At 58.8% G+C, this 25,048-nt stretch carries 24 protein-coding genes; 8 read left to right on the top strand and 16 right to left on the bottom strand.

Annotated features, from left to right (window positions below; all coding sequences use genetic code 11):
* Positions 1-75 precede the first annotated feature (75 nt).
* A complete protein-coding gene (gene cfaB / locus KGB20_RS28665) occupies positions 76-1,260 on the top strand; it encodes a C17 cyclopropane fatty acid synthase CfaB (RefSeq protein WP_057712681.1) in 1,185 nt (394 codons plus the stop codon).
* Here the strand turns inward: cfaB and cls are convergent.
* The gene (gene cls, locus KGB20_RS28670) at positions 1,257-2,696 is read right to left on the bottom strand and encodes a cardiolipin synthase (RefSeq protein ID WP_154860855.1); all 1,440 of its coding nucleotides are present in this window, start codon (positions 2,694-2,696) and stop codon (positions 1,257-1,259) included. The genes cfaB and cls overlap by 4 nt on opposite strands.
* A gap of 132 nt (positions 2,697-2,828) precedes the next feature.
* Here cls and KGB20_RS28675 point away from each other — a divergent pair, with 132 nt between their 5' ends.
* Complete coding sequence (locus KGB20_RS28675) at positions 2,829-3,350, top strand: DUF3617 domain-containing protein (protein WP_057712683.1); 522 nt, start codon at positions 2,829-2,831, stop codon at positions 3,348-3,350.
* A gap of 89 nt (positions 3,351-3,439) precedes the next feature.
* Here the strand turns inward: KGB20_RS28675 and KGB20_RS28680 are convergent, their stop codons facing one another.
* The 7 genes from KGB20_RS28680 to KGB20_RS28710 form a co-directional block, all read right to left on the bottom strand.
* Positions 3,440-4,327 carry a His/Gly/Thr/Pro-type tRNA ligase C-terminal domain-containing protein gene (locus tag KGB20_RS28680; protein ID WP_057712684.1) on the bottom strand — a complete coding sequence of 296 codons (888 nt, stop codon included), beginning with the start codon at positions 4,325-4,327 and terminating at the stop codon, positions 3,440-3,442.
* A gap of 194 nt (positions 4,328-4,521) precedes the next feature.
* Positions 4,522-5,082, bottom strand: a complete 561-nt coding sequence (locus KGB20_RS28685; RefSeq protein WP_057712685.1) for a carbonate dehydratase — start codon at positions 5,080-5,082, stop codon at positions 4,522-4,524.
* Complete coding sequence (locus KGB20_RS28690) at positions 5,079-5,954, bottom strand: metal ABC transporter substrate-binding protein (RefSeq protein ID WP_154909756.1); 876 nt, start codon at positions 5,952-5,954, stop codon at positions 5,079-5,081. Before KGB20_RS28690 ends, KGB20_RS28685 begins: the two co-directional genes overlap by 4 nt.
* An 11-nt stretch (positions 5,955-5,965) precedes the next feature.
* A complete protein-coding gene (locus KGB20_RS28695) occupies positions 5,966-6,832 on the bottom strand; it encodes a metal ABC transporter permease (RefSeq protein WP_150812687.1) in 867 nt (288 codons plus the stop codon).
* On the bottom strand, positions 6,832-7,500 hold the full coding sequence (locus KGB20_RS28700) for a metal ABC transporter ATP-binding protein (protein ID WP_154909758.1): 669 nt from the start codon (positions 7,498-7,500) through the stop codon (positions 6,832-6,834). The genes KGB20_RS28695 and KGB20_RS28700 overlap by 1 nt, the downstream gene beginning before the upstream one ends.
* Positions 7,497-8,393, bottom strand: coding sequence for a GTP cyclohydrolase FolE2 (folE2, locus tag KGB20_RS28705; RefSeq protein ID WP_154860858.1), 897 nt, complete (start codon positions 8,391-8,393; stop codon positions 7,497-7,499). The genes KGB20_RS28700 and folE2 overlap by 4 nt, the downstream gene beginning before the upstream one ends.
* A gap of 135 nt (positions 8,394-8,528) precedes the next feature.
* Positions 8,529-8,906: a glutamine synthetase gene (locus KGB20_RS28710; RefSeq protein WP_154909760.1), complete on the bottom strand. Its 378-nt coding sequence runs from the start codon at positions 8,904-8,906 to the stop codon at positions 8,529-8,531.
* A gap of 142 nt (positions 8,907-9,048) precedes the next feature.
* Here KGB20_RS28710 and zigA point away from each other — a divergent pair, with 142 nt between their 5' ends.
* Entirely contained in the window at positions 9,049-10,254 is a 1,206-nt protein-coding gene (gene zigA, locus KGB20_RS28715) for a zinc metallochaperone GTPase ZigA (protein ID WP_154909761.1), read from the top strand.
* A 15-nt stretch (positions 10,255-10,269) separates the two neighbouring features.
* On the opposite strand, the gene KGB20_RS28720 is transcribed toward zigA, so the two are convergent.
* Positions 10,270-10,626, bottom strand: a complete 357-nt coding sequence (locus tag KGB20_RS28720; protein ID WP_154909763.1) for an NADH:ubiquinone oxidoreductase — start codon at positions 10,624-10,626, stop codon at positions 10,270-10,272.
* Between the two features lie 27 nt (positions 10,627-10,653).
* On the opposite strand from KGB20_RS28720, the gene KGB20_RS28725 reads away from it, so the two are divergent.
* The gene (locus KGB20_RS28725; RefSeq protein WP_154909765.1) at positions 10,654-11,625 is read left to right on the top strand and encodes a CobW family GTP-binding protein; all 972 of its coding nucleotides are present in this window, start codon (positions 10,654-10,656) and stop codon (positions 11,623-11,625) included.
* 4 nt (positions 11,626-11,629) lie between these two features.
* Here the strand turns inward: KGB20_RS28725 and KGB20_RS28730 are convergent, their stop codons facing one another.
* Positions 11,630-12,043 (bottom strand): DUF3301 domain-containing protein, encoded by a 414-nt coding sequence (locus KGB20_RS28730; protein ID WP_150812694.1) that lies wholly within the window; start codon positions 12,041-12,043, stop codon positions 11,630-11,632.
* Positions 12,044-12,162: 119 nt separating this feature from the next.
* Between KGB20_RS28730 and pdxY the strand changes: the two genes are divergently transcribed.
* On the top strand, positions 12,163-13,035 hold the full coding sequence (pdxY, locus tag KGB20_RS28735) for a pyridoxal kinase PdxY (RefSeq protein ID WP_057712695.1): 873 nt from the start codon (positions 12,163-12,165) through the stop codon (positions 13,033-13,035).
* 126 nt (positions 13,036-13,161) lie between these two features.
* Here pdxY and KGB20_RS28740 read toward each other — a convergent pair whose 3' ends face one another.
* Positions 13,162-13,644, bottom strand: a complete 483-nt coding sequence (locus tag KGB20_RS28740) for an acyl-CoA thioesterase (protein WP_057712696.1) — start codon at positions 13,642-13,644, stop codon at positions 13,162-13,164.
* Positions 13,645-13,933: 289 nt separating this feature from the next.
* On the opposite strand from KGB20_RS28740, the gene KGB20_RS28745 reads away from it, so the two are divergent.
* Positions 13,934-15,697 (top strand): cation:proton antiporter, encoded by a 1,764-nt coding sequence (locus tag KGB20_RS28745; protein ID WP_057712697.1) that lies wholly within the window; start codon positions 13,934-13,936, stop codon positions 15,695-15,697.
* A gap of 22 nt (positions 15,698-15,719) precedes the next feature.
* On the opposite strand, the gene KGB20_RS28750 is transcribed toward KGB20_RS28745, so the two are convergent.
* The 4 genes from KGB20_RS28750 to uvrD form a co-directional block, all read right to left on the bottom strand.
* Entirely contained in the window at positions 15,720-16,127 is a 408-nt protein-coding gene (locus tag KGB20_RS28750; protein ID WP_003187120.1) for an SMI1/KNR4 family protein, read from the bottom strand.
* A gap of 138 nt (positions 16,128-16,265) precedes the next feature.
* The gene (locus tag KGB20_RS28755) at positions 16,266-17,144 is read right to left on the bottom strand and encodes a Tim44 domain-containing protein (protein ID WP_057712698.1); all 879 of its coding nucleotides are present in this window, start codon (positions 17,142-17,144) and stop codon (positions 16,266-16,268) included.
* Positions 17,145-17,323: 179 nt separating this feature from the next.
* Entirely contained in the window at positions 17,324-17,764 is a 441-nt protein-coding gene (locus tag KGB20_RS28760; RefSeq protein ID WP_007971691.1) for an EamA family transporter, read from the bottom strand.
* Between the two features lie 155 nt (positions 17,765-17,919).
* Positions 17,920-20,103 (bottom strand): DNA helicase II, encoded by a 2,184-nt coding sequence (gene uvrD, locus KGB20_RS28765; RefSeq protein WP_057712700.1) that lies wholly within the window; start codon positions 20,101-20,103, stop codon positions 17,920-17,922.
* A gap of 256 nt (positions 20,104-20,359) precedes the next feature.
* Here uvrD and KGB20_RS28770 point away from each other — a divergent pair, with 256 nt between their 5' ends.
* Entirely contained in the window at positions 20,360-23,230 is a 2,871-nt protein-coding gene (locus KGB20_RS28770) for an EAL domain-containing protein (RefSeq protein WP_154909767.1), read from the top strand.
* Between the two features lie 80 nt (positions 23,231-23,310).
* Here the strand turns inward: KGB20_RS28770 and KGB20_RS28775 are convergent, their stop codons facing one another.
* Entirely contained in the window at positions 23,311-23,622 is a 312-nt protein-coding gene (locus KGB20_RS28775) for a hypothetical protein (RefSeq protein WP_150812697.1), read from the bottom strand.
* A 348-nt stretch (positions 23,623-23,970) separates the two neighbouring features.
* Between KGB20_RS28775 and hexR the strand changes: the two genes are divergently transcribed.
* A complete protein-coding gene (gene hexR / locus KGB20_RS28780) occupies positions 23,971-24,837 on the top strand; it encodes a transcriptional regulator HexR (protein ID WP_007954250.1) in 867 nt (288 codons plus the stop codon).
* Positions 24,838-25,048 lie beyond the last annotated feature (211 nt).

Genomic DNA, 25,048 nt, shown 5'->3' on the forward strand with positions numbered 1-25,048 from the left:
ATTAATTCGATAGCCAGCTATTTTTCAAAGATGGTCTACCCTCTGTTTAGACGTCTGAAACAAGGGGGCTTCTCCATGCTCGCGCATCTTCCACCGGCCTTACAGAATCTGCAATTGCCGCTTCGCCTGAGACTCTGGGATGGCCATGAATTCAATCTGGGGCCGACGCCCAGTGTCACGATTGTGGTCAAGGACCCACAAATGGTCACCCAGTTTACCCATCCAAGTCTGGACGCCCTTGGTGCTGCATTTGTCGAAGGCAAACTTGAGCTTGAAGGCTCCATCAGCGATGTGATCCGCGTCTGCGATGAATGGAGCCAGGCGTTGCTGGATGAAGGCGACGACAATCAGCCGGTTCGTAACGCCCACGACAAAGAGATGGACGCCAAGGCGATTTCCTACCACTACGACCTTTCCAACGCGTTCTATCAGCTGTGGCTCGACAGCGACATGGCATATTCCTGCGCCTATTTCGAGACCGGCAGCGAATCCCTGGAACAAGCCCAGCAAGCCAAGTTCCGTCATTTGTGCCGCAAGCTGCGCCTGCAGCCCGGCGAGTATCTGCTGGATGTGGGTTGTGGTTGGGGCGGATTGGCGCGTTTTGCTGCGCGAGAATTTGGCGCGAAAGTGTTCGGCATCACCCTCAGCAAGGAGCAGTTGGCCCTGGCCCGGGAACGCGTAAAAGCGGAAGGCCTGGAGGACCTGGTCGAACTGCAACTGCTCGACTATCGCGATCTGCCGCAGGATGGCCGTTTCGACAAGGTTGTCAGCGTCGGCATGTTCGAACACGTCGGTCACGCCAATCTTGCCGAGTACTGCAAGACCCTGTTCGGCGCGGTGAAAGACGGTGGCCTGGTGATGAACCATGGGATCACCGCCAAATACACCGACGGCCGTCCGGTGGGACGCGGTGCCGGTGAATTCATTGGAAAATATGTGTTCCCCAACGGCGAGTTGCCGCACTTGTCGATGATCTCTGCCGAGATCAGTGAAGCCGGGCTGGAAATCGTCGACGTCGAGAGCTTGCGTCTGCACTACGCACGTACGCTCGATCACTGGAGCGAACGCCTGGAGGACAACCTCGAAGCGGCCTCCAGACTCGTACCGGAACAAGCCCTGCGTATCTGGCGACTGTACCTGGCCGGTTGCGCTTACGCCTTTGCCCGGGGCTGGATCAACCTGCACCAGATTCTCGCGGTGAAGGCCCACGCCGATGGCAGTCATGAACTGCCATGGACCCGTGACGATATCTACCTCTAGAGAACCGGCGAAATAAGCCGGGCGACCCGCATGCCGACCTGCTGCAGGCGGTGAGTCTCCCGGCCTTCTCCTTTGGCGATTTCGTGGGCGTTGGCGAAATCATCGTTGAGCATCTGTTCCACCTCTGCGGCAAAGGCGCTGTCGACGGTCAGCAACATCACTTCGAAATTCAGCCGGAACGAACGGTTGTCCAGGTTGGCGCTGCCGATGGCGCTGATTTCGTGGTCGATCAACACCACTTTCTGGTGCAGGAAACCGGGCTCGTAACGGAACACCCGAACACCGGCGCGCACGGCTTCGAAGGCGTAGAGGCTGGAGGCGGCGTAGACGATTCGATGGTCGGGTCGAGACGGCAACAGCAGCCGCACATCCACACCCCGCAGGACCGCCAGACGCAACGCTGCGAATACGGCTTCATCGGGGATGAAGTACGGGCTGGTGATCCAGATCCGTTCCGTCGCTGCATGGATCGCTTCGACAAAGAACAGAGAACAGGTTTCGTAGGCGTCTGCCGGCCCGCTGGCGAGCAACTGGCACAGCACGCCGTCTTCCGGATAAACCTCGGGCAGGATCAGTGGCGGCAGGGCATGAGCCACCCAGAACCAGTCTTCAGCGAAAGACTCCTGCATGCACGCCACCACTGGCCCGCGCACTTGCACGTGGGTATCGCGCCAAGGGGCCAGGGGCGGTTTCTCGCCCATGTATTCATCACCGACGTTGTGCCCGCCAACGAAGCCGAGAATGCCGTCCACCACCACAATTTTGCGATGGTTACGGAAGTTCACCTGAAAGCGATTGAACCAGCCATTACGGGGGCCAAAAGCCTTGACCTCGACCCCGCCATCACGCAAGGCCTGCACGTAGCCGTTGGGTAGGGAATGGCTGCCGATTCGGTCATACAACAGATAGATCGCTACGCCTTCGGCGGCTTTCTTCAACAGCAAAGTCTGCAGGCGTTGACCGAGACGGTCGTCGTGGACGATGAAAAACTGGATCAGCACGGCCTCTTTCGCTTGGCCGATGGCATCGAAAATGGCCTCGAACGTCGACTGGCCGTTGATCAACAACCGCATCTGGTTATTGGCCAGGCAGGGCATGTGTCCGAGCTTGGGCATCGCTCTGAGCGAGGCGTAGGCAGAAGAAGCGCGGGCGGTGAGGGCTTCTTCTACCCAGGGCCGCCAGTTGAGTTCGGAAACAGCCTTGCGCATCTCGTCGTTGGCCTGCCGCCGGGCCTTGATGTAGCCATCAAAGGTGCTGCGGCCGAACATCAGGTAAGGGATCAGCGTCAGGTAAGGGATGAAAAACAGCGACAGGGCCCAGGCGATCGAGCCTTGGGCGGTACGGACGGTCAACACGGCGTGTATGGCCGCAATCATGCCCAGCGAGTGCAACAGGGCGATGGTATAACCGAAAATATGTGGTCCGAAGTAATCCATGGGGGCTGCCTTGCTCCTGAAGATTCAGTGCTTAACAGACCATGTTCCGTGCAGAATGTCGCTAATTAATTCGACCATGAACCGAAGCCCGCGGCTGACGTCTAACGGCCACTACTGATCAGGAGTTACTCGATGAACGTTCGTCTGCTGGGTTTGGCCATGGCACTGGGTTTGGCACTTCCTGTGGCGGCTCACGCGCAAATGCTGCAACCAGGATTGTGGGAGCTGACCACGAGCAACATGAAGGTCGACGAGCAGAATATGCCGGACCTGCAATTGATCCTCGGCCAGATCCAGAACCAGATGACTCCCGAGCAGCGTGCGCAGCTGGAAAAGCAGGGCATCACCATGGGCGGTAAAGGGATCCGGGCGTGCCTGACCCCTGAACAGGTCAAGACCGACAACATTCCGCTGACCGATCCGCAGTCGGGCTGCAAACAGGAAATCACCGACCGCTCCGGCAATCAGTGGAAATTCCGTTTCAGCTGCCCGAAAGCCCAGGGAGCCGGCGTGGCGACGTTCCTCAGTGATCGTGAATTCACCACCAAGGTCAACGGGACGTTCAACGCCACCGGCATTCAGCAGAAGGGCAGCCTCGAGTCCCGCGCCGTCTGGTTGGGGCAGGATTGCGGCACGGTGAAGCCAAGAGCTTAAAAAGCTTCGCGAGCAGGCTCGCTCCCACATTGGTTATGTGTCGCACACAAATCCCCTGTGGGAGCGAGCCTGCTCGCGAAAGCGTCCATTCAACCGCCCTGAATCCCCGGCCGACTTAACCACTCACACGCCGCCTCGACAGCCATCCGGCCAAAATCCTCCCCCGTGCGACTGCGCACACTGACGAACCCCCCAGCCTGTTCCATTTCGCCAACCACGACCAGGAACGGCACGGTCTGGCTGTGCTGGCGAATCTTGTAGCGGACCTTTTCGTTTCGCAGGTCGGCCTTTGCATGCACGCCTTTTTGGCGCAAGGACTCGGTCACCGCTTGTGCATAAGTCGCCTGACGTTCATCCATGCTCACGACGACCACATGGGGTGGAACGCGCCAGTGTTGCAGCTCCTGATGGCTGGACCAGCAGGTGCCGTAGATCCGTTGTTGCAACGTGCCGCTGATGTGATCGAGGGCAAACGCCTGCAAGACTTTGGTGGTTGGGACGTGCGGTCCATGGCTCTGGTACTCGGCGTCCCCCAGACGGTACAGCGACACGGCTTCGCGCGCCGGCCGACGACGGATCGAGTGATTGGTTGCTGCCAATGACTGCATACGCGCTTCGATTAGAGGCAGGTCTGCGGGGGTCAGCGGTTGCTCGACTGCAAACTCGTAATAGAAACCGTCACCCAGTTCCTTTCCCGCACGCAATTGCGCATGAGGGTGGAGTTGCTTGACTGCCATGGCCAGCATCAATGCACAGGAGCGACGCAGGATCTCCAGGCCGTCCGGCTCCCGGGGGGTGACAATGCTGACCCGGGCATCCGCCTCGATCAGGTATTCGCAGTCCACCAGTACACCATTGACCCTTCCCGCGACGGCCGCGATGGCCAGTTCGGGGCCGATGCTGGCGGCCACCTCGTGCACGGACAGCGGCTGGTCGTACTCACGCAATGAACCATCGGGCAGGGTGATCTGGATCATGGTCGGCGTACTCTGGTGCTTCTAACGAGCGTTATCGCATAAACCGTAGGGGTGCTTCATTAAGACGTTTGTCATGCCAGGCAATTTGTCCTGACACGATGGCTGGTTTTGGCCGCCAGTGTGGTGATTGGCAAAATCTGGTCCGCGACCGGTTCCAGCAACGCGGGCATTGCGAATCAGCGCGCTACTCATGCTCAGAACTCGTTTTGCAGGGCCTTGTAGCCGCGTACCAGGTCGACGTTGGTGCGCGCCACATCTTCGGAAAATTCCGAAGCACTGACGCTCACCGGCGGGTATTGCGAGAGGTCGGTGTTGGGGCCGATCCGCGTGGTGGAAGGTACGTAGAAAGCTTCAGGCAGGTCACGACCATCGACCACCGAGTTGTGCCGCACCACGCAACCGTCACCGACCACGCAGTTGAACAGCACGCTGTTGAAGCCGATGAACACTCGATTGCCAACGGTGCAGGGCCCATGAACGATCGAGCGGTGGGCGATGGAACTGAATTCGCCGATGGTCACCGCCGCACCGGATTTGGAGTGGATCACCACGCCGTCCTGGATGTTCGAGTTGGCGCCGATGGTGATCGGCTGCATGTCGCCCGAGTCATCGACTTCGTCAGCACGTATCACCGCGTAGGGGCCGACGAACACGTTCTCCCCGATCACCACTTTGCCGCAGATGATTGCCGTCTTGTCGACGTAGGCCGATTCGGCAATCAGCGGTAAATCTCCAGAGGGGTTCTTGCGGATCATGGCTTGCTCAACGCGTTGTAAAGGGTGTTGAGGTTGTACTCGAACAACCCTGTGAAGGTGCTGGCCGGACCACTCGCCGCCAGGGCATCGGAGTACAGCGTGCCGCCGATCTGAGCGCCGCTTTCATCCGCGATCTGCTTGAGCAGGCGGGCGTCCTTGATGTTTTCCATGAACACCGCCTTGACCTTGGCCTGACGAATCTGGGTAATCAGTGCGGCCACTTCGGCGGCTGAAGGCTCGCGCTCGGTTGAGAGTCCTTGAGGTGCCATGAACTCGATGCCGTAGGCTTGGCCGAGATAACCGAAGGCATCATGGGACGTCACGACCTTGCGGTTGCCCGGTGGCAGTGAGCCGAGTTTGGCCTTGGCTTCGGCGAGCAGGGTGTAGACCTGTTTCAGGTACAGCTGGCTGTTGCGCTCATAGTCGGCGGTGTTCGCCGGGTCAGCGGCGATCAGCGCTTTGGTGATGTTGGTGATGTACAGCTCGGTGTTCGCCAGGTTATGCCAGGCGTGCGGGTCGGGAACGGTTTCGCCGTCTTCATCCAGGCTACGGGGTATGACACCGTGGCTTGCGCTGATGACCGGCGCCCGAGTCTCCGTGCTCGTCACCAGGCGATCCAGCCAGGGCTCGAAACCCAGGCCGTTCTTGATGATGAGCCTGGCCTTGAGCAGCGCTTTGGCGTCGTCCGGTGTCGGCTCGTACGTGTGCGCATCCGCGTCCGGGCCGACCATGTTGGTGATCTGGATGTGATCCTTGCCAACCTGCCGGGTCATGTCGGCAAGGATGCTGAAGCTGGTGACCACCTGAAGTTTTTCGGCGGCAGACAGTGACATCGACACCATCAAGCTGAACAGCACAAGTAAAGCGCGCATCGGTTAACACCTCATTGGGATGTGAGCAAAGGCGGGTGGCGCAGCAAGCCGTGCACCGGCCCAAACACCACGGACAACAGATATCCACCGCCGGCCACCAACACGATTGCCGGGCCACTGGGCAGCGAGTAATAGAACGAGATCAATAAACCGAGCCATACCGAGAGGCTGCCGAGCACGGTGGCGACGACGATCAGTATTGGCAGGCGGCGACTCCAGAAACGTGCCGCGGCGGCAGGCAACATCATCAGGCCGACTACCATCAACGCGCCGATCGCCTGGAAGCCGATGACCAGATTCAACACCACCAGCGTCAGGAATACGCCGTGGGCCAGTGGGCCGAGTCGGCTGACGGTTTGCAGAAAAAGCGGGTCGAGGGTGTCGAGCAGCAGTGGTTTGTAGATCAGTGCCATGGCCATCAGGCTCAGGCCCGAGACCCAAAGCATGCCGGTCAAGGTCGGGCCGTCGACTGCCAGCGCGGAACCAAACAGCAGGTGCAACAGGTCCAGGCGTTTGCCGGCGATGCCGAGAATCAGCACGCCACCGGCCAGGGAAATCGGGTAGATCGCCGCAAGGCTGGCGTCCTCTCGCAGGCCGGTGCGTCGCGTAATCCAGGCCGCGAGGCCTGCCATGCTCAGGCCCGCGCCGAGGCCACCGATGGTCAACGCCGGGAGGCTCAACCCGGCAAACCAGAAACCTAACGCCGCACCGGGGAGGATGCCGTGGGCGACGGCATCACCGATCAGGCTCATGCGTCTGAGGATCAGAAATACCCCCAGGGGCGCCGTGCTGCATGCCAGGACCAATCCACCGAGAAGCGCTCGGCGCATGAACACGAATTCGTGGAACGGTTGCCAGAGATGCGCGGCAGCGATCATCAGGCCACCTGCGATTGAGGTTGTTGGCGGATCAGTTCGGCGCTCGGGCCGAATACACAACCGTTGCTTTTGATCAGCAATGTATGTGGGATGTGCTCGCGAACAGCGGCGAGGTCATGGCACACGACCACCAGTGTCCGGCCGTCGAGGTGCCAATCGTGTATGTGTTTCCAGAGCAATGCCTGACCGAGTTCATCGAGGGCCGCGTGGGGTTCATCGAGCAACAGCACGGGTGCGTCTGTCAGGCTCAATCGGGCGAGCAGGGCGCGTTGCAATTCGCCGCCGGAAAGGGCCATCAAGGGTCGATCTTCCAGGCCATTCAGGCACCAGTTTTCGAGGACGGTTGCCAGTCGTTGGCTACGGATTACCGGTGATTGTTTGTTGCCCCAGAAACCGGCGGCGACCAATGCCTGAAGGCTGATCGGAAATTGCCTGTCCAAGTGTTGTTGCTGGGGCAGGAACGACACACCGCCCTTGAGTGGAACCTCCAGTCGAACCTTTCCGGCCAACGGTTTTTGCAGGCCGGCGATGACCTTCAGCAGGCTGCTTTTCCCGGAGCCGTTCGCACCGATGATGGCAGTCAGGCTGCCATTCGACAGTTCGAAGTCCAGCGCTGGCGTCAGTGGCTGCCCCAGTGCGCCCCAGCGCAAGGCGTGGCAACCGATCATGCGACCTCCCAGTTGAAACGGCTTTCGGCTACGGCGTCGTGGGCGTGCAGGCTTTCGGCGTGGATCACACGAATGTGGAAGGCGTTAATGCCCGTGGAGCGCTTCAGGGCCAGATTCAAGCGGCGTGCGGCGTCCTCACAGAACATCAGGTTCTGACCATTGGCGAGGGCGAAGGCCTGTTCGTCGGCGCGTTTTACCGCTGTTTGAACGGCTGTGCCGAGTGCGGCTTCAGCGTCATTGATGACGGCAATCAGAGGCAACTCGTCCAAAAAATCAGCCAGCCGTACGCGCAACTTTGCGCTGCTGCGTTGGCTGTGAGGTGTGGCGACGATGCCATTCGTGGAGCCGAGCCACGCTAAAACGTCGGCGTGTTGCAGTGGCTTGTTGGTGAAATCATCGACGAACTGCTGCTGAATCAACTGTCGAGAAAGAGCAGCAGAACACGGGCAGGTTGAGGAATAAGGCACCTCGATTTTTAGTTCCACGTGGAACATTGCGTTTTTCAAACGTGCTTCGATGCTGATCGGATAGCTTTTCCAGCCCGCCAATGGACTGATTAGCGCGGGCCTTTTCAGCAACAAATCGGCGTGAAGGGTCAAGTGGGCGCTGCTGGACAGCCCTTCATGGCTCTCAAGAAAACGCTGCAAAACCCGCCGCAATAAAGCCGCTGAAAGGCTTTCCTGTTCCAACAATTCAAGTGCCAGATAGAGCCGTGACATGTGAATGCCACGCGCGTTGCCATCGTCGAGGCTCACGCCGGCATCGGCCTTTGCATTCAGTCGTTGGCCCTCAAACAAAACGGGAAGAGCAATGCCGCACATGCCCACCCACTCCAGTGGCAGGGCTTGGCGTGAGGCCTGCGCGGCGATATCCGGCAGAGTCAGCGCATTCATGAGCAGGTCCATCGTGGGAGTTGATTGGTAATGTTATAGTATTACGATCAAGTCGACGATGCCTTTTTCATGAACAGGTCTTCATCATGCACAGACGTCATTTGCCTGGCAGCAAGAGCAGAAAAACAAGCCGGCCTAACAGCCAGCGATCCGGCTGCAGGTGAACCTGGCGCTGCTTCCGCCGGAGCTGGAAAACCGGTTGATCGTGGTCCAGCCGACGCGCCGGTTGTAGCCAACCCAGGTCTCGCCGTCGGAAGCGATACCGGTGAAAAACGTAAGCTGGCCGTAGCGGCTGCTGGTTTGTGCCCAATAGCGTTTTCCGGCTACTTCGAAACCCCGCAAATAGATCGTGCTTCCGGCGGTATTGACGCTGTAGGCGTTGCCATCCGCATCCACGCAGGCCAGCAGGTTGGCGCTGCGAGTGCACTTGGCCAGGCTCGGGACCTGTGCCATCGCGTCGGCAGCCACCAGCAGGGGGAGCATGATCAATACGGGTTTAAGGGCGTTGCGCATGGGCTTTCTCACGAGGGTAGCGGCGTTCAGCATCCTGTCGTTTGCCCTGCTGAGCAAGAGGGGATGGCTTATTGATGTTGTTACAGTATAACATTGTGTAAGCCCGACACAGCGACCGGGCATCCCTGTGAGGAATATACAGATGTCCAATCGACTCCCCGTGACCGTTCTCTCCGGCTTTCTTGGTGCCGGAAAAAGTACACTTATTAATTACATACTACGTAATCGCGATGGTTTGCGGGTTGCAGTCATCGTCAACGATATGAGCGAAATCAACGTCGATGGCACCGAAGTCCAGCGCGATGTCAGCCTTAATCGGGCTGAAGAACGGTTGGTGGAAATGAGTAACGGGTGTATTTGCTGTACGTTACGTGAAGATTTGCTGGAGGAAGTGAGCCAACTCGCCAGGGAGGGTCGCTTCGACTATCTGCTGATCGAGTCCACTGGTATTTCCGAACCGCTGCCGGTGGCGGAAACCTTTACCTTCCGCGATGAAAACGGCCAGAGCCTCAACGACATCGCACGTCTGGACACCATGGTCACGGTGGTCGATGGCATGAACTTCCTGCTCGATTACCAGGCTGCCGATAGCCTGGCTTCCCGAGGAGAAACACTAGGGGAGGAAGACGAACGTTCGATTACCGATCTGTTGATTGAGCAGGTCGAGTTCGCCGATGTGATTTTGCTCAGCAAGATCGACTTGATCAGCAGCCACCAGCGTGAGGAGTTGATCGCCATACTTGAACGGCTCAACGCCAGGGCGGAAATCATTGCGATGTCGATGGGTGAAATCCCCTTGAACAAGATTCTCAACACCGGTCGTTTTGACTTCGAAAAGGCTGCCCAGGCACCGGGATGGTTGCAGGAGCTGCGCGGCGAGCATGTGCCGGAAACCGAAGAATACGGCATTGCTTCCAGTGCTTACCGGGCTCGCCGACCGTTCCATCCACAGCGTTTCTTCAACTTCATCGACGGTCCTTGGGACAACGGCAAACTGCTGCGCTCCAAGGGCTTTTTCTGGCTGGCGAGCAAGCACATGGATGCCGGCAGCTGGTCTCAGGCCGGTGGTTTGATGCGCTACGGCTTCGCCGGACGCTGGTGGCGTTTCGTACCGAAAAACCAATGGCCGCAAGACGAAGAAAGTACCGCCGGGATCATGAAAAACTGGACCGCTGACAGCGGGGACTGTCGTCAGGAACTGGTTTTCATCGGCCAGAACATCGACTTCACGCAGCTTGCGGCCGAGCTGGACGCATGTCTGCTGACCGATGAGGAAATGGCGCTGGGCGTAGAGGGCTGGCATTTGCTGCCTGATCCATTCGGCCCTTGGTACGAAGAAGCTGCCTGATCCTCTGCTGGCGCTTCAGGGCCTGATCCAGGTGCCCTGGTTCTGGGCCTCGCAGTACGGCTGCAAATACGCCGCGTCGGTGGCAACGTCGTAATAGTGAATATCCTGTCGGTAGGGCATATTGGCGACTTGGGCGTTGCTGCAGATACCAAATGCGCCGCCGGGACATTGATCGACATACTGCACATCGACTTTCTGCCCAGCCAGGTTCGGTTGGCAGAAACCATCGGCGAAGAGTTTTGGCGGGATGTTGCGGTTCTGCTGGCAAACCTGGACATCAAGCCGCTCGCCCTGGCTATGAACCACACAAGCCTGGGCCAGCGCTTCGCCTGAAACGAGTGCCAGGAGCAACGCCAAGCCAATCAACCGCATCCATCACCTCCTCAGAAATCATCAACCATGCTGCAGAATATCCCCACTCATGTCATTGCCGGCCCCTTGGGTGCCGGCAAGACCAGCCTGATCAAGCACCTGCTGGCCCAGCGCCCGGCTGGCGAGCGGTGGGCGGTGTTGATCAACGAGTTTGGCCAGATCGGTCTCGACGCTGCGCTACTGACCCAGGACGCCGATGGTATCGCACTGGGGGAAGTGGCCGGGGGCTGCTTGTGTTGCGTCAACGGTGCGCCGTTTCAGATTGGTCTTGGGCGCTTGTTGCGCAAGGCACAACCGGATCGGCTGTTCATCGAACCCTCGGGGCTGGGGCATCCGGCGCAGCTGCTCAGGCAATTGAGCGAAGCGCCGTGGCAAGGCGTATTGGCTGTCCAGCCTTGTGTGCTGGTGTTGGATGCCCAGTCGCTCGCCGCGGGCAAACCGCTGCCGGATGTTCAACAGCAAGCGCTGGGCCATGCGGGATTGTTACTGTTGAACAAGTCTGAAGAACTCGAAGAAGAAAGCCGCCAGCGAATCACCGGGCAATTGCCGCCGCTCCCCCTGCACTGGACGCAACAGGCGGCTTTACCCTTGAGCGAGTTGCCGGGGCTGCATGCCAAAGCGCTGGCAGGTGTGGATAACTTCGTCTTGCCCAAGGGATTGGCGCAGCTGCCGGCGGTCTGGAGTGATCCCGCGTTGCCCATTTGCTTGAGTCAGGAACAGGACGGAGGCTGGAGCATCGGATGGCGTTGGCACCCAAGCCAGGTGTTTGATGCCGCTCTGGTTGGCCGGTGGCTTGACTGCCTTGGCTGGAAGCGGGCGAAGCTGGTTATCCACAGCGCCCACGGGTGGGTCTCGGCGAACGCTGTGGATAACTCGGTGCTGGACTGGCAGCCCAGTGAATGGCGGCAGGATTCGCGTATCGAGCTGATTTTCAGTGAAACGCAGAACGCAGAACGACTGCAGCGTGAGCTGGCAGCATGTCGATCCGGATCGGGTTAATGGCTCAAGGTCGCCACTTGGTGTGTTCCTGACGCCACTGGCTCAGCTCGATCACTTGCGCGCGAGGTTTCGCCACTTCGACCACCGGTTCGGTTTCGTCGAACGGGACCGGGTAGGGCGCGAGCTCAATCTGTGCGCTGTGAGCGCCGAATTGGGTGATGGTACCGTTGTGGCGGGTTTCGCCCGTCACGGTGAACTCGAAGTTATACACACGGGCCAGGCGTCGCCGACCACTGGCATCCCTGATGAACGCGATTCTTTTCAAGGCCACGTTGCCGTCGAGCAATTCGATCCCGAGTTTGCCGCAATGCTGCTTGACCCGCTCCAGCGCGCGCTCGCGCAAGCCGTGGTTGTGCCATAGCCATGCGCCGGCAGTGGCGAACAGCATCAGCACGAATATATTTCCAAGGGTCAGCATCAACAGGGTGCTCCAACAAGATAGTGTCAGCTTAACTGTGTCGCTGGTCTGTCGTACAGGCTGCGTTTAGTCGCATACTGCGCGGCTAGAATTTCAATCGTTTTACGGAAATCCACCGCATGAAACGTACACCGCATTTGCTCGCTATCCAGTCCCACGTGGTATTCGGTCACGCCGGCAACAGTGCCGCGGTATTCCCGATGCAACGGGTCGGGGTGAATGTCTGGCCGCTCAACACTGTGCAGTTCTCCAATCACACCCAGTACGGTCAGTGGGCCGGTGAAGTGTTGGCGCCGCACCAGATACCTGACCTGGTCGAAGGCATCGCGGCGATTGGCGAGCTGGGCAACTGCGATGCGGTGCTCTCCGGTTACCTCGGCAGTGCGGCCCAGGGCCGGGCGATCCTGACGGGGGTGGAGCGGATCAAGTCGATGAACCCCAAGGCGCTGTACCTGTGTGACCCGGTCATGGGGCATCCGGAGAAGGGCTGCAGTGTTCCGGCGGAGGTCAGTGATTTTCTGCTGGAGGAGGCCGCCGCCGTGGCGGACTTCATGTGCCCGAACCAGCTGGAGCTGGACAGCTTCTCCGGACGCAAGCCGCAGTCGCTGTTCGATTGCCTGGCAATGGCGCGTGCATTGTTGGTGCGCGGTCCGAAAGCGGTGCTGGTCAAGCATCTGGACTACCCAGGCAAGTCTGCTGAGGTCTTCGAGATGCTGCTGGTGACGGCCGAAGGCAGCTGGCATTTGCAGCGCCCGTTGCTGGCGTTCCCGCGTCAGCCGGTGGGCGTGGGCGATCTGACGTCCGGCCTGTTCCTGGCGCGTGTGCTGCTGGGCGACAGCCTGGTGGCCGCGTTCGAGTTCACGGCATCGGCGGTGCATGAAGTACTGCTGGAAACCCAGGCTTGTGCCAGCTACGAGTTGGAACTGGTTCGGGCTCAGGACCGGATTGCCCATCCGCGGGTGCGGTTCGAGGCGACCTCGATCAGCCTTTGATTCTGCGTTGCCCCCATTCGCGAGCAGGCTCCCACATTTGATCTTCGGTATTGCATAGATCCAGTGTGGGAGCGGGCTTGCTCGCGAATGGCTATCTAACGAACACCATCAGCCTGACAGACCAGCTCAGGCGTCGCCCTTGATTTCCTGATAGCGCTTTTCCAGCTCCTGACGAATCTGCCGACGCTGCTGGGCCTGCATATAGCGGCGCTTGTCTTCGCTGTTCTGCGGTTGCAGCGGTGGTACCGATGCAGGTTTACGCTGCTCATCCACCGCGACCATGGTGAAGAAGCAACTGTTGGTATGGCGCACCGAGCGTTCGCGGATGTTCTCGGTCACCACTTTGATGCCCACCTCCATGGAGGTGTTGCCGGTGTAGTTGACCGAGGCCAGGAAGGTCACCAGTTCGCCGACATGGATCGGCTCACGGAAAATGACCTGATCCACCGACAAGGTCACCACATAGCGGCCGGCATAACGGCTGGCGCAGGCGTAGGCCACTTCGTCGAGGTATTTGAGCAGGGTGCCGCCGTGAACATTGCCAGAGAAATTGGCCATGTCGGGGGTCATCAATACCGTCATCGACAGCTGGGCGTTTCCGGGTTCCATAGCATTCTCACGGGTCAAGGCCAGGTTTGAGGGATGCACCTCTGCGGGTGCCTCGGCGGTTTTTTTTCAAACCAACAGTTATCGGGACGCCGGGTGCCGGGTCGCCGTCACGCCGGATCGATCTGTTTCCATATATTGCACCGCCTTTCTGCCAGAAGTCGCGGTGTTACCCTGCAAAAAAGCCCCGCCTCAAGGGCATTTCCTACGTGCAATTCCGATTTTTGTTCTGCTCGATCAGACTTTTCCTGCGTCCGGGGATCGAGCAATACCACCCAGGGAGTCTCACGCCATGCATGCCATCAGTTTCATTCAGGATCTGGCAGTGATCATGTTGATCGCAGGCGTGGTCACCGTGGTCTTCCATCGCCTGAAACAACCGGTGGTACTGGGATACATCGTCGCCGGTTTCATCATTGGCCCGCACACCCCGCCATTCGGCCTGATCCACGACGAAGAAACCATCAAGACCCTGGCCGAGCTCGGTGTGATATTCCTGATGTTCTGCCTGGGCCTGGAGTTCAGCCTGCGCAAGTTGTTCAAGGTCGGTGCCACGGCATTCATCGCGGCATTCCTGGAAATCGTGCTGATGATCTGGATCGGCTACGAGATCGGTCGCTGGTTCGACTGGAACACCATGGATTCACTGTTCCTCGGCGCGATCCTGGCGATTTCCTCGACCACCATCATCGTCAAGGCGCTCAATGATCTGAAGCTGAAAAACGAGCGGTTTGCCCAGTTGATATTCGGAGTGCTGATCGTCGAAGACATTCTGGGCATCGGCATCATCGCGCTGCTGTCCAGCATCGCAGTCAGCGGTACGGTCAGCTCCGGCGAAGTGTTTTCCACGGTCGGCAAACTGTCGCTGTTCATGATCGTCGCCTTGGTCATTGGCATCCTGATGGTGCCGCGACTGTTGGCCTACGTCGCCAGATTCGAAAGCAACGAAATGCTGCTGATCACGGTGCTGGGCCTGTGTTTTGGCTTCTGCCTGCTAGTGGTCAAGCTTGAATACAGCATGGTCCTCGGTGCATTCCTGATCGGCGCGATCATGGCGGAATCCCGGCAACTGCTGAAAATCGAGCGTTTGATTGAACCGGTTCGCGATCTTTTCAGTGCGATTTTCTTTGTGGCCATCGGGCTGATGCTCGATCCGGCAATCCTGCTTCAGTACGCCTGGCCAATCGCGGTAATCACCGTAGCCGTGGTGCTCGGCAAGATGTTGTCCTGCGGCCTTGGTGCATTTATCGCCGGCAATGACGGACGTACCTCACTGCGAGTCGGGATGGGTCTTTCACAGATTGGCGAATTCTCTTTCATCATCGCGGCACTGGGCATGACGTTGCAGGTCACCAGTAACTTTTTATACCCCGTGGCTGTGGCGGTTTCGGTGATCACGACCCTGCTGACGCCTTATCTGATCCGTGCGGCTGATCCATTGTCGATCAAGCTTGCCAGCGCGATGCCAGAACGCTTGGGGCGGGTGCTGGGGATGTATGGCGAATGGCTGCGCAGCATCCAGCCGCAGGGTGAGGGCGCGTTACTGGCATCCATGATTCGCAGGATCTTGCTGCAGGTGGGCGTCAATCTAGCGCTGGTGATCGCGATCTTCTTCTCGGGCGCGTACTTCGCCGAACGCATGTCGGCTTACCTGCAAGGCTGGATCAGCGATCCGAGCTGGCAAAAGGCGTTGATCTGGGGCGGGGCGCTGTTGTTATCGCTGCCTTTTTTGATTGCGGCGTACCGCAAGCTAAAGGCGCTGTCGATGTTGCTCGCGGAAATGGGCGTGAAGCCGGAGATGGCCGGGCGCCACACGCAGCGAGTGCGCCGGGTGATCGCCGAAGTGATCCCGATCCTGTCGCTGCTGGTGATCTTTTTTCTGCTGGCAGCCTTGTCGGCCAGTATTCTGCCGACCAACAAGTTGCTGGTACTGATCGCCGTGGTCGCGGCCGCCGTGGCGGCGCTGTTGTGGCGCTGGTTCATTCGTGTGCATACGCGGATGCAGGTGGCGTTGCTGGAAACCCTCGACAATCACAAGGAGTCGTCCGGGCATTGACCACCCCGCGGCGTTGACTGGATCAGCTTTCCAGCCAGACGTCCCGTGCCCAGTGCCAAACCGACTCCCAGGTCTCTTCGGCGATCAGTTCTTCTTCGGCCTGCCAAAGCACCACGGTGCCGTCTTCTTCGACACAATAGTAGTCATCACCGTCCTGGCAGATCGGGATCAGGCTGCGATCGACGCCGGCGTCCCAGGCGTTGGCGGCAACGTCGGGCAGGTAGGTGTGGGATTGCGGGTCGGTCACAGTGACCGGTTCCAGGCTGCCGTAGACCACATCGCTGACGGTCAGCAGAAATTCTCTGAAGACGAACGGAATGTCGATGAACAGTTGTTCTTCGATTTCGACCAGCAGGTCTTCGTCGGGCAACTCCAAGGGGACCGGTACCGGTTCGTTGGCTTCACGCAGTTGTTCGATGATTTCTTCCACGTCCGGGATCCTCTTGCTTGTATGGCGCGGTTTATATGGGGCGGTTTATACAGTAGCTTGCTATAGATGCAACCGCGAAATAGAAAACCCCGGCCTGGGCCGGGGTTTTGTTTACAACAAGTGAAACGCGGAGGGTGATCAGCCGTTCTGGCGGATACCGGCTACCAGCCAAGGCTGGTTTTCGCCCTGTGCACGTTCCATGTTCCAGCTTTCGCTGAAGACTTCGCCCTGGTCGAAACGCGAGGTTTTCGACAGGCCAGTGAAGGTCAGGGTGGCGATGGTCTTGTCGGCGCGATCGTCCACACCGTCCAGCTGTACATTGAGGTTATCGATGTAGGTGGACTGGAAGCCGTCGCCCAGGTCAGCACGTTCACGCTTGAGGAACTCCAGCATTTGCGGAGTCACGAACTCGGCGATCTTGTCCATTTCGTTGGCGTCCCAGTGCTGTTGCAGGGACTGGAAGTGATTGCGTGCCGCTTCGACGAAGTTTCCTTCGTTGAACCAGGCTGGGGCGTTGATCACCGGGCGAGCGGCAACAGGCGCTGCCGAACCACCGAAGATCGAACCGCCGGCAGGCTTTTGTTCGAACGCCTCACGTTGCATCGGCGCGTGGCCAGCCGGAGCGTACTGCTCCTGCTGCTTGCGACGACGGGCGGCGATAAAACGGAAGACCAGGAACGCAATGACGGCCATGATCAGGATGTCGAAGATCTGCATGCCCTGGAAGCCGTCACCCATGAACATGGATGCGAGCAGGCCACCGGCCGCGATACCGGCCAGTGGGCCGAGCCAGCGCGAAGCGCCACCGGCCTTGGCAGCAGCGCCAGCGGCACCGGCAGCACCAGCGGTCGCCGCAGCGCCACCCATGCCTGGAGAAGAAGGAGCCATCTGGCTGGTCTGGTGAGTCGGCGCAGCGCCTGCGCTTTTGCCACCACCGAAGCGCTTGGCGGCATTGACGTCGAGACTCATCGTCAGGCCGATGCACAACGCCATGGCGATGCTAAGAAAACGTTTCATAAAGGGAATTCCCATTTGTGGAAGGCACGCGCGCCATGTTGCACAGGTGAAGTGTTGCTGGCTAGCGGCAGAGTGTTTCGGGCTTTTGCCTGACAGGTCGTGTTCAGCTCCAGTCCGTGCAATAAGGCCTTTTGACTTTGATCTGTCAGATGAGTGGACAGGGCTTGTAGGACGCTTGCCTAGCGTCGCAGGGCAAGCATGACCACCCCGGCCGTGATCAGGCCTATTCCGCCCCATTGGCGCAAGTCGAGTTTTTCACCCAGCAGGACAACGCCAAGGACAGCCACCAGCACCACGCTGAGTTTGTCCACTGGAGCAACCAGTGACGCCGGACCGACCTTGAGTGCGCGGAAATAGCAGATCCACGATGCACCGGTGGCAAGGCCCGACAACAGCAGGAACAGGTAGCTCTTCGCAGAGATCGATCCCAAGGACTGATATTGGCCCGTGGCGTACAAAATCAAGGCCAGGCTGACCAATACCACTATCGTACGCAGCAGGGTGGCGAAGTCGGAGTTGACGTTTTCGATGCCGACTTTCGCGAAAATGGCGGTCATTGCCGCGAATGCCGCGGATAACAGGGCCCAGAATGTCCAGGAGGAAAAAAAGCCTGAGCCCATGACGGTTCCTTGATTGCTTACATGAACCTGGAGACTACACAGAACCTTGTGGGAGCGGGCTTGCTCGCGAAAGCGGAGTGTCAGGCAACATCGATAGAGAGTGATCCACCGTATTCGCGAGCAAGCCCGCTCCCACATTGATCCTTCGACGATCTTTAGATTGCTTCCAGTTTGGCATAACCCAGCATCAACCACTTGCTGCCTTCGCTGAAGTTCACCTGCACCCGGGCCTGAGCCCCGGCGCCTTCGAAGTTGAGGATCACACCGTCACCGAAGATCGAGTGGCGCACAGTCTGGCCCAGGCTGAAGCCGGTCTGCGGAATCTCGCTGCCGCTGAACAGGTTGCTGCCACTCATCGACTGGTTGCCACCGAACGGACGGCTGACGCTGTTGGACAGCCGCACCTCCTGAATCAGGCCTTTCGGAACTTCGCGTACGAAGCGCGACACCTTGTTGTAGGTCTCGCTGCCATACAGGCGGCGGGTTTCGGCGAAGGTCATCACCAGGTTCTGCATGGCCCGGGTGATGCCTACGTAGGCCAGACGACGCTCTTCCTCCAGGCGGCCGGGTTCTTCCAGGCTCATCTTGTGCGGGAACAGGCCTTCTTCCATGCCCACCAGGAACACGTAAGGGAACTCCAGGCCTTTGGCGCTGTGCAGGGTCATCAGCTGGATGCTGTCTTCGTGCTCGTCGGCCTGGGTATCACCGGCTTCCAGCGACGCATGACCAAGGAATGCTGCCAATGGCGTCAGGTCTTCGTCTTCTTCGCTGTTTTCGAAGTTGCGCGCGGCGCTGACCAGTTCCTCAAGGTTTTCTACCCGGGCCTGGCCTTTCTCGCCTTTTTCCGCTTCGTGATAGGCGATCAGCCCCGACTGCTCGATGACGGTCTGGGTCATCAGGTGCAGTGGCATTTCCATGCACTTGGCGGCGAGGTTCTCGATCAGCTCGATAAACGCGCCGAGGGCACCGGCTGCGCGACCGGTCAGGCCTTTGTTGGCCACCAGTTGGCGCATCGCTTCCCACATCGACACATCGCTGTGGCGCGCATGGTCGCGGATCGCTTCGACGGTTTTCTCGCCGATGCCACGGGCCGGTACGTTGATGACCCGTTCCAGCGCAGCATCGTTACCGCGGCCTTCGAGCAAGCGCATGTAGGCCATGGCGTTCTTGATTTCGGCGCGTTCGAAGAAGCGCTGACCGCCATAGATGCGGTAGGGAATGCGCTCGCGCAGCAAGGCTTCTTCCAGAACCCGCGACTGGGCGTTGGAGCGGTACAGAATCGCGATATCGCTTCGAGACAAGCCGGTTTTCAGCGCGCTTTCGATGGTTTCGACAACGTAGCGTGCTTCGTCGTGCTCGTTGAAGGCGGCGTACAGGTTGATCGCTTCTCCGTCGCCACCGTCTGTCCAAAGCTCTTTGCCCAGGCGCCCGGTGTTGTTGGCGATCAAGGCGTTGGCAGCCTTCAGGATGCCGGCGGTGGAGCGATAGTTCTGCTCCAGGCGAATGGTTTCGGCGTCCGGGAAGTCTTCGGAATACTGGTAGATGTTCTCGATTTTCGCGCCGCGCCAGCCGTAGATCGACTGGTCGTCGTCGCCCACCACCATCAGGCTGTCGCCACCCTTGGCCAACAGGCGCAACCAGGCGTATTGCACGGCGTTGGTGTCCTGGAACTCGTCTACCAGAATGTGCCGGAAACGCTTTTGATAGTGAGCGAGCAGGCCTGGGTGATCGCGCCACAGATCGAGTGCGCGCAGCAGCAATTCGGAGAAGTCGATGACACCGGCACGCAGGCAGGCGGCCTCGTAGGCCTCATAGATACCGCGCATGGTTGCCAGGAACAGGTCGCCACTGGCTTGAATGTGTTGCGGGCGCAGGCCTTCGTCTTTCTGGCCGTTGATGAACCATTGGGCCTGACGGGCCGGCCAACGCTGTTCGTCCAGGCCGAGCTCGCGGATCACCCGCTTGACCAACCGCTGCTGGTCATCGCTGTCGAGAATCTGGAAGGTCTGGCTTAAGCCCGCTTCCTGCCAGTGTGCCCGCAGAAGGCGATGCGCCAGGCCGTGGAAGGTGCCAACCCACATGCCGGCCGGGTTGATACCCATCAACTGCTCGATGCGCTGGCGCATCTCGGCAGCGGCCTTGTTGGTGAAGGTCACCGACAGGATGGAGTGGGGCGAGGCGTTTTCGACCTGGATCAACCAGGCGATACGGTGCACCAGCACTCGGGTTTTACCGGAACCAGCACCGGCCAGGACCAACTGACGACCCACGGGGGCCGCTACGGCCTGGCGTTGGGCATCGTTGAGGGAGTTCAGCAGAAGGGAGAGATCATCGCGCATCGGGGCATTCTAGGGGGCCGCGACACACCGGGCAAACCCCGCTTCGCTTTAACCGATGAAAGTTATGCGAAGGACGACCGGTCAGTCATCGGCTGCAGGCATTGGCGGGGCGTGCCTTCAGCATTTTCAGTGGCATCGGCGTCCGAAAAAATTGGCGATTTATTGATCAGCAGCAGTTTGGTCCGGGCAATTGCTTGTGTATGCTCCGAGCAGTTTCGGGCACATGCTCATCATTATAAGAACAAGAACATCGCCTATGACCCTCAGCTTCGACCTGTCGGGCCCCACTGTGGAGCCCCGGGTGATCCGTAAACAGTACGCCATGGAAATGGCGGTCGAGCGCACGCGCCTGTTGTATCAAGGCTCGCTGCTGCCCACGTTGTTCATGCTGATCAATGGCCTGGTCTGTGCCGGTTTGCTCTGGAGCCCGCAGCGCTATTTCCTGGTCAGTGTCTGGCTGGTGTGGTTGTTGTCATTGGTGGCATTGCGGGTGATTCAGGTCGCAGCCTTTGATTCGGCCATTCCCAACCGTCAGGCCCATCCCATCTGGCGGCGGATGTTTCTGCTGGGCTCCGGCCTCACCGGTCTGACCCTGGCCGGTGCCGGCATCGCCCTGGTTCCCGCCGATAACTTCATTCAGCAAGCCTGGGTCTTCGGCCTCATCGGTGCCGCAGCGCTCTCGGCCAGCGTGGCTTATGCGGTCAGCTTGCCGGCCTTCCTGTCATTCACCTTGCCCTGCCTGTTGCCGGCCATCGCCTATATGTTCTGGGGGGCTGACGAACAGCAGCAAGGTTGGGGCTGGTTCGGGCTGATCCTGCTCGGTGCGTTGAGCGTGGTTGCCTGGCAAGTCAATCGATTGATCGATCGGGGCTTGATGCGACGCTTTCAGAACCAGGCACTGATCGAGCATCTGCAGCAGGCGCAAAGCTGCAGTGATCAGCTCAATCAGAAGCTGGCCAAGGAGATAGAACAGCGCCGACGTGCCGAGGACGAATTGCGAGAGATCCAGGTCGACCTGGAAAACCGAGTCGCTCAGCGCAGCCTGGAACTGGACGCCGCCAATCAGGCACTGAGCAAGAGTGAGGCGCGCCTGGCGCTGGCATTGAAGGCCAGCGAGTTGGGGTTGTGGGACTGGAATCTGCAAACCGACGAAGTCCATCACACACAAATTCAGGAATTGTTCGGCCTGGAGCCGGAACAGGTCACGGCGATATTGCGTCACCTCAAGCCGCGCCTTCACCCCGAGGATCTTCCTGCGCTGAAAAGGGCGCTGGTCGAGCATTTGAAGGGCCGCACCGAGGACTATCAAATCGAGTATCGCGTGCGGCATGGCGACGGCCACTGGGTCTGGATCGAGGACCGCGGGCGGGCAGTCGAGCGTGCCGACAACGGCCGGGTGATTCGCATGGTCGGCACTCGCCGCGATATCAGCGCCAGCAAAAGTCTGGAAGAGCAGCGGCAATTGGCGGCGACCGTGTTCGAGGCGGCCAGCGAAGGGATCGTGATTTTCGATCCTAACTACGTCCTGATCGCGATCAATCAAGCCTTCAGTCGGGTGACCGGTTATGACATCGACGACATGATCGGACGCAATGTCGTCGAGTTGCCATGCAGTCGCGATGCGCGTAGGCATTACTCCGCGATACATCAGGCGCTGGAACAGCAAGGCAGCTGGCAGGGCGAATTGGTGGAAACCCGCAAGAACGGCGAGATGTATCCGCAATGGCTGCAACTGAATGCCGTGCGCGATGTCCGGGGAAATGTGAGCCATATTGTGGGCTTCTTCGCTGATCTCTCGGCTCGTCGAGAGTCCGAACAGCGTATGCGCTATCTGACCCATTACGACGAACTTACCGGTCTGGCCAACCGCGCGATGTTTCGCGAACGACTCAACGAGGCTCATCAACGAGTGCGGCAGGGCGGTTATCGCAGCCTGGCGTTGCTGCACATCAATCTCGATCGGTTCAAGCAACTCAACGACAGCCTGGGGCATGAAGTCGCCGATCAGTTATTGCAGAAAATGGCCCGGCGACTGGTGAATGCATTGCCTGAAGCAGACACCATCGCGCGCCTTTCCGGTGATGAGTTTGCCGTGCTGTTCAATTCCTACGGCAACCTTTCGAGCCTGGCGAGAGTGGCGACTCGTCTGGCGAACAAGTTGCGTTTGCCGGTGAGCATTGACGGGCATGAGCTGGTGCTCAGCGCGTCGATGGGCATCAGCTTGTTGCCGGACAGCGCGCGGGAAGTATCGGCACTGGTCAGTCAGTCGAACATGGCAATGCAGCACGCCAAACACCTGGGTGGCGATAATTTCCAGTTTTACACCGACAGCTTGCAAGCCAGCACGTTGGAGCGTTTACAGCTGGAAAACCACTTGCGCAAAGCCATCGAAGACAAACAACTGAAGGTGTTTTACCAACCGAAACTGTGCCTGGCCACTGGCAGGTTGAATGCCGCAGAAGCCTTGGTGCGTTGGGATCATCCGACCATGGGCCGCGTGCCGCCGGGGGATTTCATTGGTCTGGCTGAAGAAACCGGATTGATCGGCCCGATCGGTGAGTTCGTGCTGCGTCAGGCCTGCTGGCAAGCCTGTGAGTGGCAACGGCAGGGACTCGAAGCAATTCGGGTGTCGGTCAATCTGTCGGTGCATCAATTGCGCCAAGGCAAGCTGGTCAGTCTGGTGCGGCAGGTGCTGGAAGAGACCGGGCTGGCGCCGCATCTGCTGGAGCTGGAACTCACTGAAAGCCAGTTGCTCGATAGCGTCGAACATATCATCGCGACCTTCCAGCAATTGCGTGATCTGGGGGTGAAGCTGGCCATCGATGATTTCGGCACGGGGTATTCGTCTCTGAGTTACCTCAAGCGGATTCCGGTGGATTACGTGAAGATCGATCAGGCGTTTATCCGGGGGCTGGGGGAAGGCACCGAGGATGCGGCGATCACCCGGGCGATCATTGCCATGGCTCATGGCTTGTCATTGAAGGTCGTCGCGGAAGGCGTGGAGCGGCAGGAGCAGCTTGAGTTTCTCAAGAGTGAGCGCTGCGACGAGGTTCAGGGTTACCTGATCAGTCGGCCGGTGGAGGCGCAAAGCTTGGCAGCCTTGCTAAGAGAGCCACGCGTCGAATGAATTGCTATCGTAATATCATGCCTCCCGACGGTAATAGTTAACCGGCGGGAGGCACGGTGTTACGTAAGGATGAAAACTAATTAGTCGGTGATTACAATCTCATCGATGTGATGCAGTAATCCGCCGTTGTAAAAGATACCAACGCTGGTTGGGGCGTGGTTTCCAAGCACTTTGTATTCTACTATTTTGTCTGTTAAAACCGGCAGTGAAATATCAGCAGTACGCTCAAGGACCAGCTCCAGAGGCAGAAAAGGAGTGTCCTGTACCTGGCTTAATACCAGCTTGGGTGTAATGCCGGAGTTGGCAACGGTTACAGTGCCGAATACTCGAAAAGAAGCGGCGCCAGGCATACGGTCAATTTGTACAGTCCAGTTTTTTGTTTGAATGCTCATTGTATTTAATTCCTTTTTAATAAGTTGTTTTGCTCCTGCGCAATTAATGTAGCAAGGTCAGCTTTGTTTTTGGTGATACTTGTTCTGGGACTATGTAAGTTTGTATGTTTGATTTTATTTGTTATTTAGTCGTTATCTGAACTTCCAGTGGCTCGATCGGAGGTTATCGTTTTCTTGTGGGCCTGATCGATCACTGGTTTACATCTGTCGACGAGGGCTACATGAGGTGTCCGCACCTGAAATCGAGGGATTCGGTAACGCATTGAGCAGGCAAAAAGCCGATTCATGTAGTATAACTACAAGCGTGCTACATCCCCGGCACCTGCCAATAACAAAGAGTCCAGCCCTTTGAATCTGCTGCAACACATCGCCCAGTCTCGCCACCTGTTACGCAAGTCGGAGCTCAAGGTCGCCGACCACGTGCTGCTTGATCCTGCGGCCGTGATGCACAGTTCCATGGCCGACCTGGCCCACAGCGTGGGCATCAGCGAACCGACCATCGTGCGTTTTTGCCGTGCCATCGGTTGTTCCGGCTTTCAGGACCTGAAGCTGAAGCTGGCCCAGAGCCTGGCGGCAGGTGCAAGTTTTGGCCAGTTTGCGATCCATGAGGATGATTCGGTCGCTGACTACAGCCTGAAAATTTTCGACACCACCCTGCATACGCTGATGGAGGTTCGCGAGAAACTCGATCCGCTGGAATTGCAGCGGGCGGTGACGCTGATGTCCCAGGCCCAGCGTGTCGAGTTCTATGGCTTTGGTGCCTCGGGTGCGGTCGCGGCGGACGCCCAGCACAAGTTCTTCCGCTTGCTGCTCACCGCTGCGGCGTATTCCGATCCGCACATGCAGGCGATGTCGGCCGTGACGCTCAAGCCAACCGACGTGGCGATCTGCATTTCCCAGTCCGGGCGCTCCAAGGACCTGCTGATCACTGCCAACCTGGTGCGTGAAAGCGGTGCCTCGTTGATCACCTTGTGCCCGAGCCAGACGCCGTTGGCCGAACTGTCTACGGTCAATCTGGCGATCGATGTGCATGAAGACACTGAAATCTATACGCCGCTGACTTCGCGTATCGCCCACCTGGTGGTGATCGACGTGCTGGCGATGGGCGTGGCCATGGCGCGTGGCCCGAGCCTGGTCAACCACCTCAAGAGCGTCAAGCGCAGCCTGCGCAGCTTGCGGTTGTCGCCCAAGTCGGTGAAAGCGCTGGACGATTGAGCCAGGCCTGAGATTGCATGAAGGTCGTTCCGACCTTATCGCGAGCAAGCTCGCTCCCACATTTGATCATGCGCGCCGCAGAACCAGTGGGAGTGAGCTCGCTCGCGATGGCGGCCTCGAATGCACCGCAATTTTCATCAGTTTGTAACGCCCGAGCCGCCAAATCGTCATCCCCGGTGCCTATCCTGAAACTCCCGTACTCGCCTTGGGA

The organism is Pseudomonas sp. BF-R-30 (assembly GCF_019956175.1).
GTDB classification, from domain to species: Bacteria; Pseudomonadota; Gammaproteobacteria; order Pseudomonadales; family Pseudomonadaceae; genus Aquipseudomonas; species Aquipseudomonas jessenii.

Coding starts and splice junctions, on each gene's coding strand:
- cfaB (WP_057712681.1), top strand. CDS start 76: ATGCTCGCGCATCTTCCACCGGCCTTACAGAATCTGCAATTGCCGCTT.
- cls (WP_154860855.1), bottom strand. CDS start 2,696: ATGGATTACTTCGGACCACATATTTTCGGTTATACCATCGCCCTGTTG.
- KGB20_RS28675 (WP_057712683.1), top strand. CDS start 2,829: ATGAACGTTCGTCTGCTGGGTTTGGCCATGGCACTGGGTTTGGCACTT.
- KGB20_RS28680 (WP_057712684.1), bottom strand. CDS start 4,327: ATGATCCAGATCACCCTGCCCGATGGTTCATTGCGTGAGTACGACCAG.
- KGB20_RS28685 (WP_057712685.1), bottom strand. CDS start 5,082: ATGATCCGCAAGAACCCCTCTGGAGATTTACCGCTGATTGCCGAATCG.
- KGB20_RS28690 (WP_154909756.1), bottom strand. CDS start 5,954: ATGCGCGCTTTACTTGTGCTGTTCAGCTTGATGGTGTCGATGTCACTG.
- KGB20_RS28695 (WP_150812687.1), bottom strand. CDS start 6,832: ATGATCGCTGCCGCGCATCTCTGGCAACCGTTCCACGAATTCGTGTTC.
- KGB20_RS28700 (WP_154909758.1), bottom strand. CDS start 7,500: ATGATCGGTTGCCACGCCTTGCGCTGGGGCGCACTGGGGCAGCCACTG.
- folE2 (WP_154860858.1), bottom strand. CDS start 8,393: ATGAATGCGCTGACTCTGCCGGATATCGCCGCGCAGGCCTCACGCCAA.
- KGB20_RS28710 (WP_154909760.1), bottom strand. CDS start 8,906: ATGCGCAACGCCCTTAAACCCGTATTGATCATGCTCCCCCTGCTGGTG.
- zigA (WP_154909761.1), top strand. CDS start 9,049: ATGTCCAATCGACTCCCCGTGACCGTTCTCTCCGGCTTTCTTGGTGCC.
- KGB20_RS28720 (WP_154909763.1), bottom strand. CDS start 10,626: ATGCGGTTGATTGGCTTGGCGTTGCTCCTGGCACTCGTTTCAGGCGAA.
- KGB20_RS28725 (WP_154909765.1), top strand. CDS start 10,654: ATGCTGCAGAATATCCCCACTCATGTCATTGCCGGCCCCTTGGGTGCC.
- KGB20_RS28730 (WP_150812694.1), bottom strand. CDS start 12,043: ATGCTGACCCTTGGAAATATATTCGTGCTGATGCTGTTCGCCACTGCC.
- pdxY (WP_057712695.1), top strand. CDS start 12,163: ATGAAACGTACACCGCATTTGCTCGCTATCCAGTCCCACGTGGTATTC.
- KGB20_RS28740 (WP_057712696.1), bottom strand. CDS start 13,644: ATGGAACCCGGAAACGCCCAGCTGTCGATGACGGTATTGATGACCCCC.
- KGB20_RS28745 (WP_057712697.1), top strand. CDS start 13,934: ATGCATGCCATCAGTTTCATTCAGGATCTGGCAGTGATCATGTTGATC.
- KGB20_RS28755 (WP_057712698.1), bottom strand. CDS start 17,144: ATGAAACGTTTTCTTAGCATCGCCATGGCGTTGTGCATCGGCCTGACG.
- KGB20_RS28760 (WP_007971691.1), bottom strand. CDS start 17,764: ATGGGCTCAGGCTTTTTTTCCTCCTGGACATTCTGGGCCCTGTTATCC.
- uvrD (WP_057712700.1), bottom strand. CDS start 20,103: ATGCGCGATGATCTCTCCCTTCTGCTGAACTCCCTCAACGATGCCCAA.
- KGB20_RS28770 (WP_154909767.1), top strand. CDS start 20,360: ATGACCCTCAGCTTCGACCTGTCGGGCCCCACTGTGGAGCCCCGGGTG.
- KGB20_RS28775 (WP_150812697.1), bottom strand. CDS start 23,622: ATGAGCATTCAAACAAAAAACTGGACTGTACAAATTGACCGTATGCCT.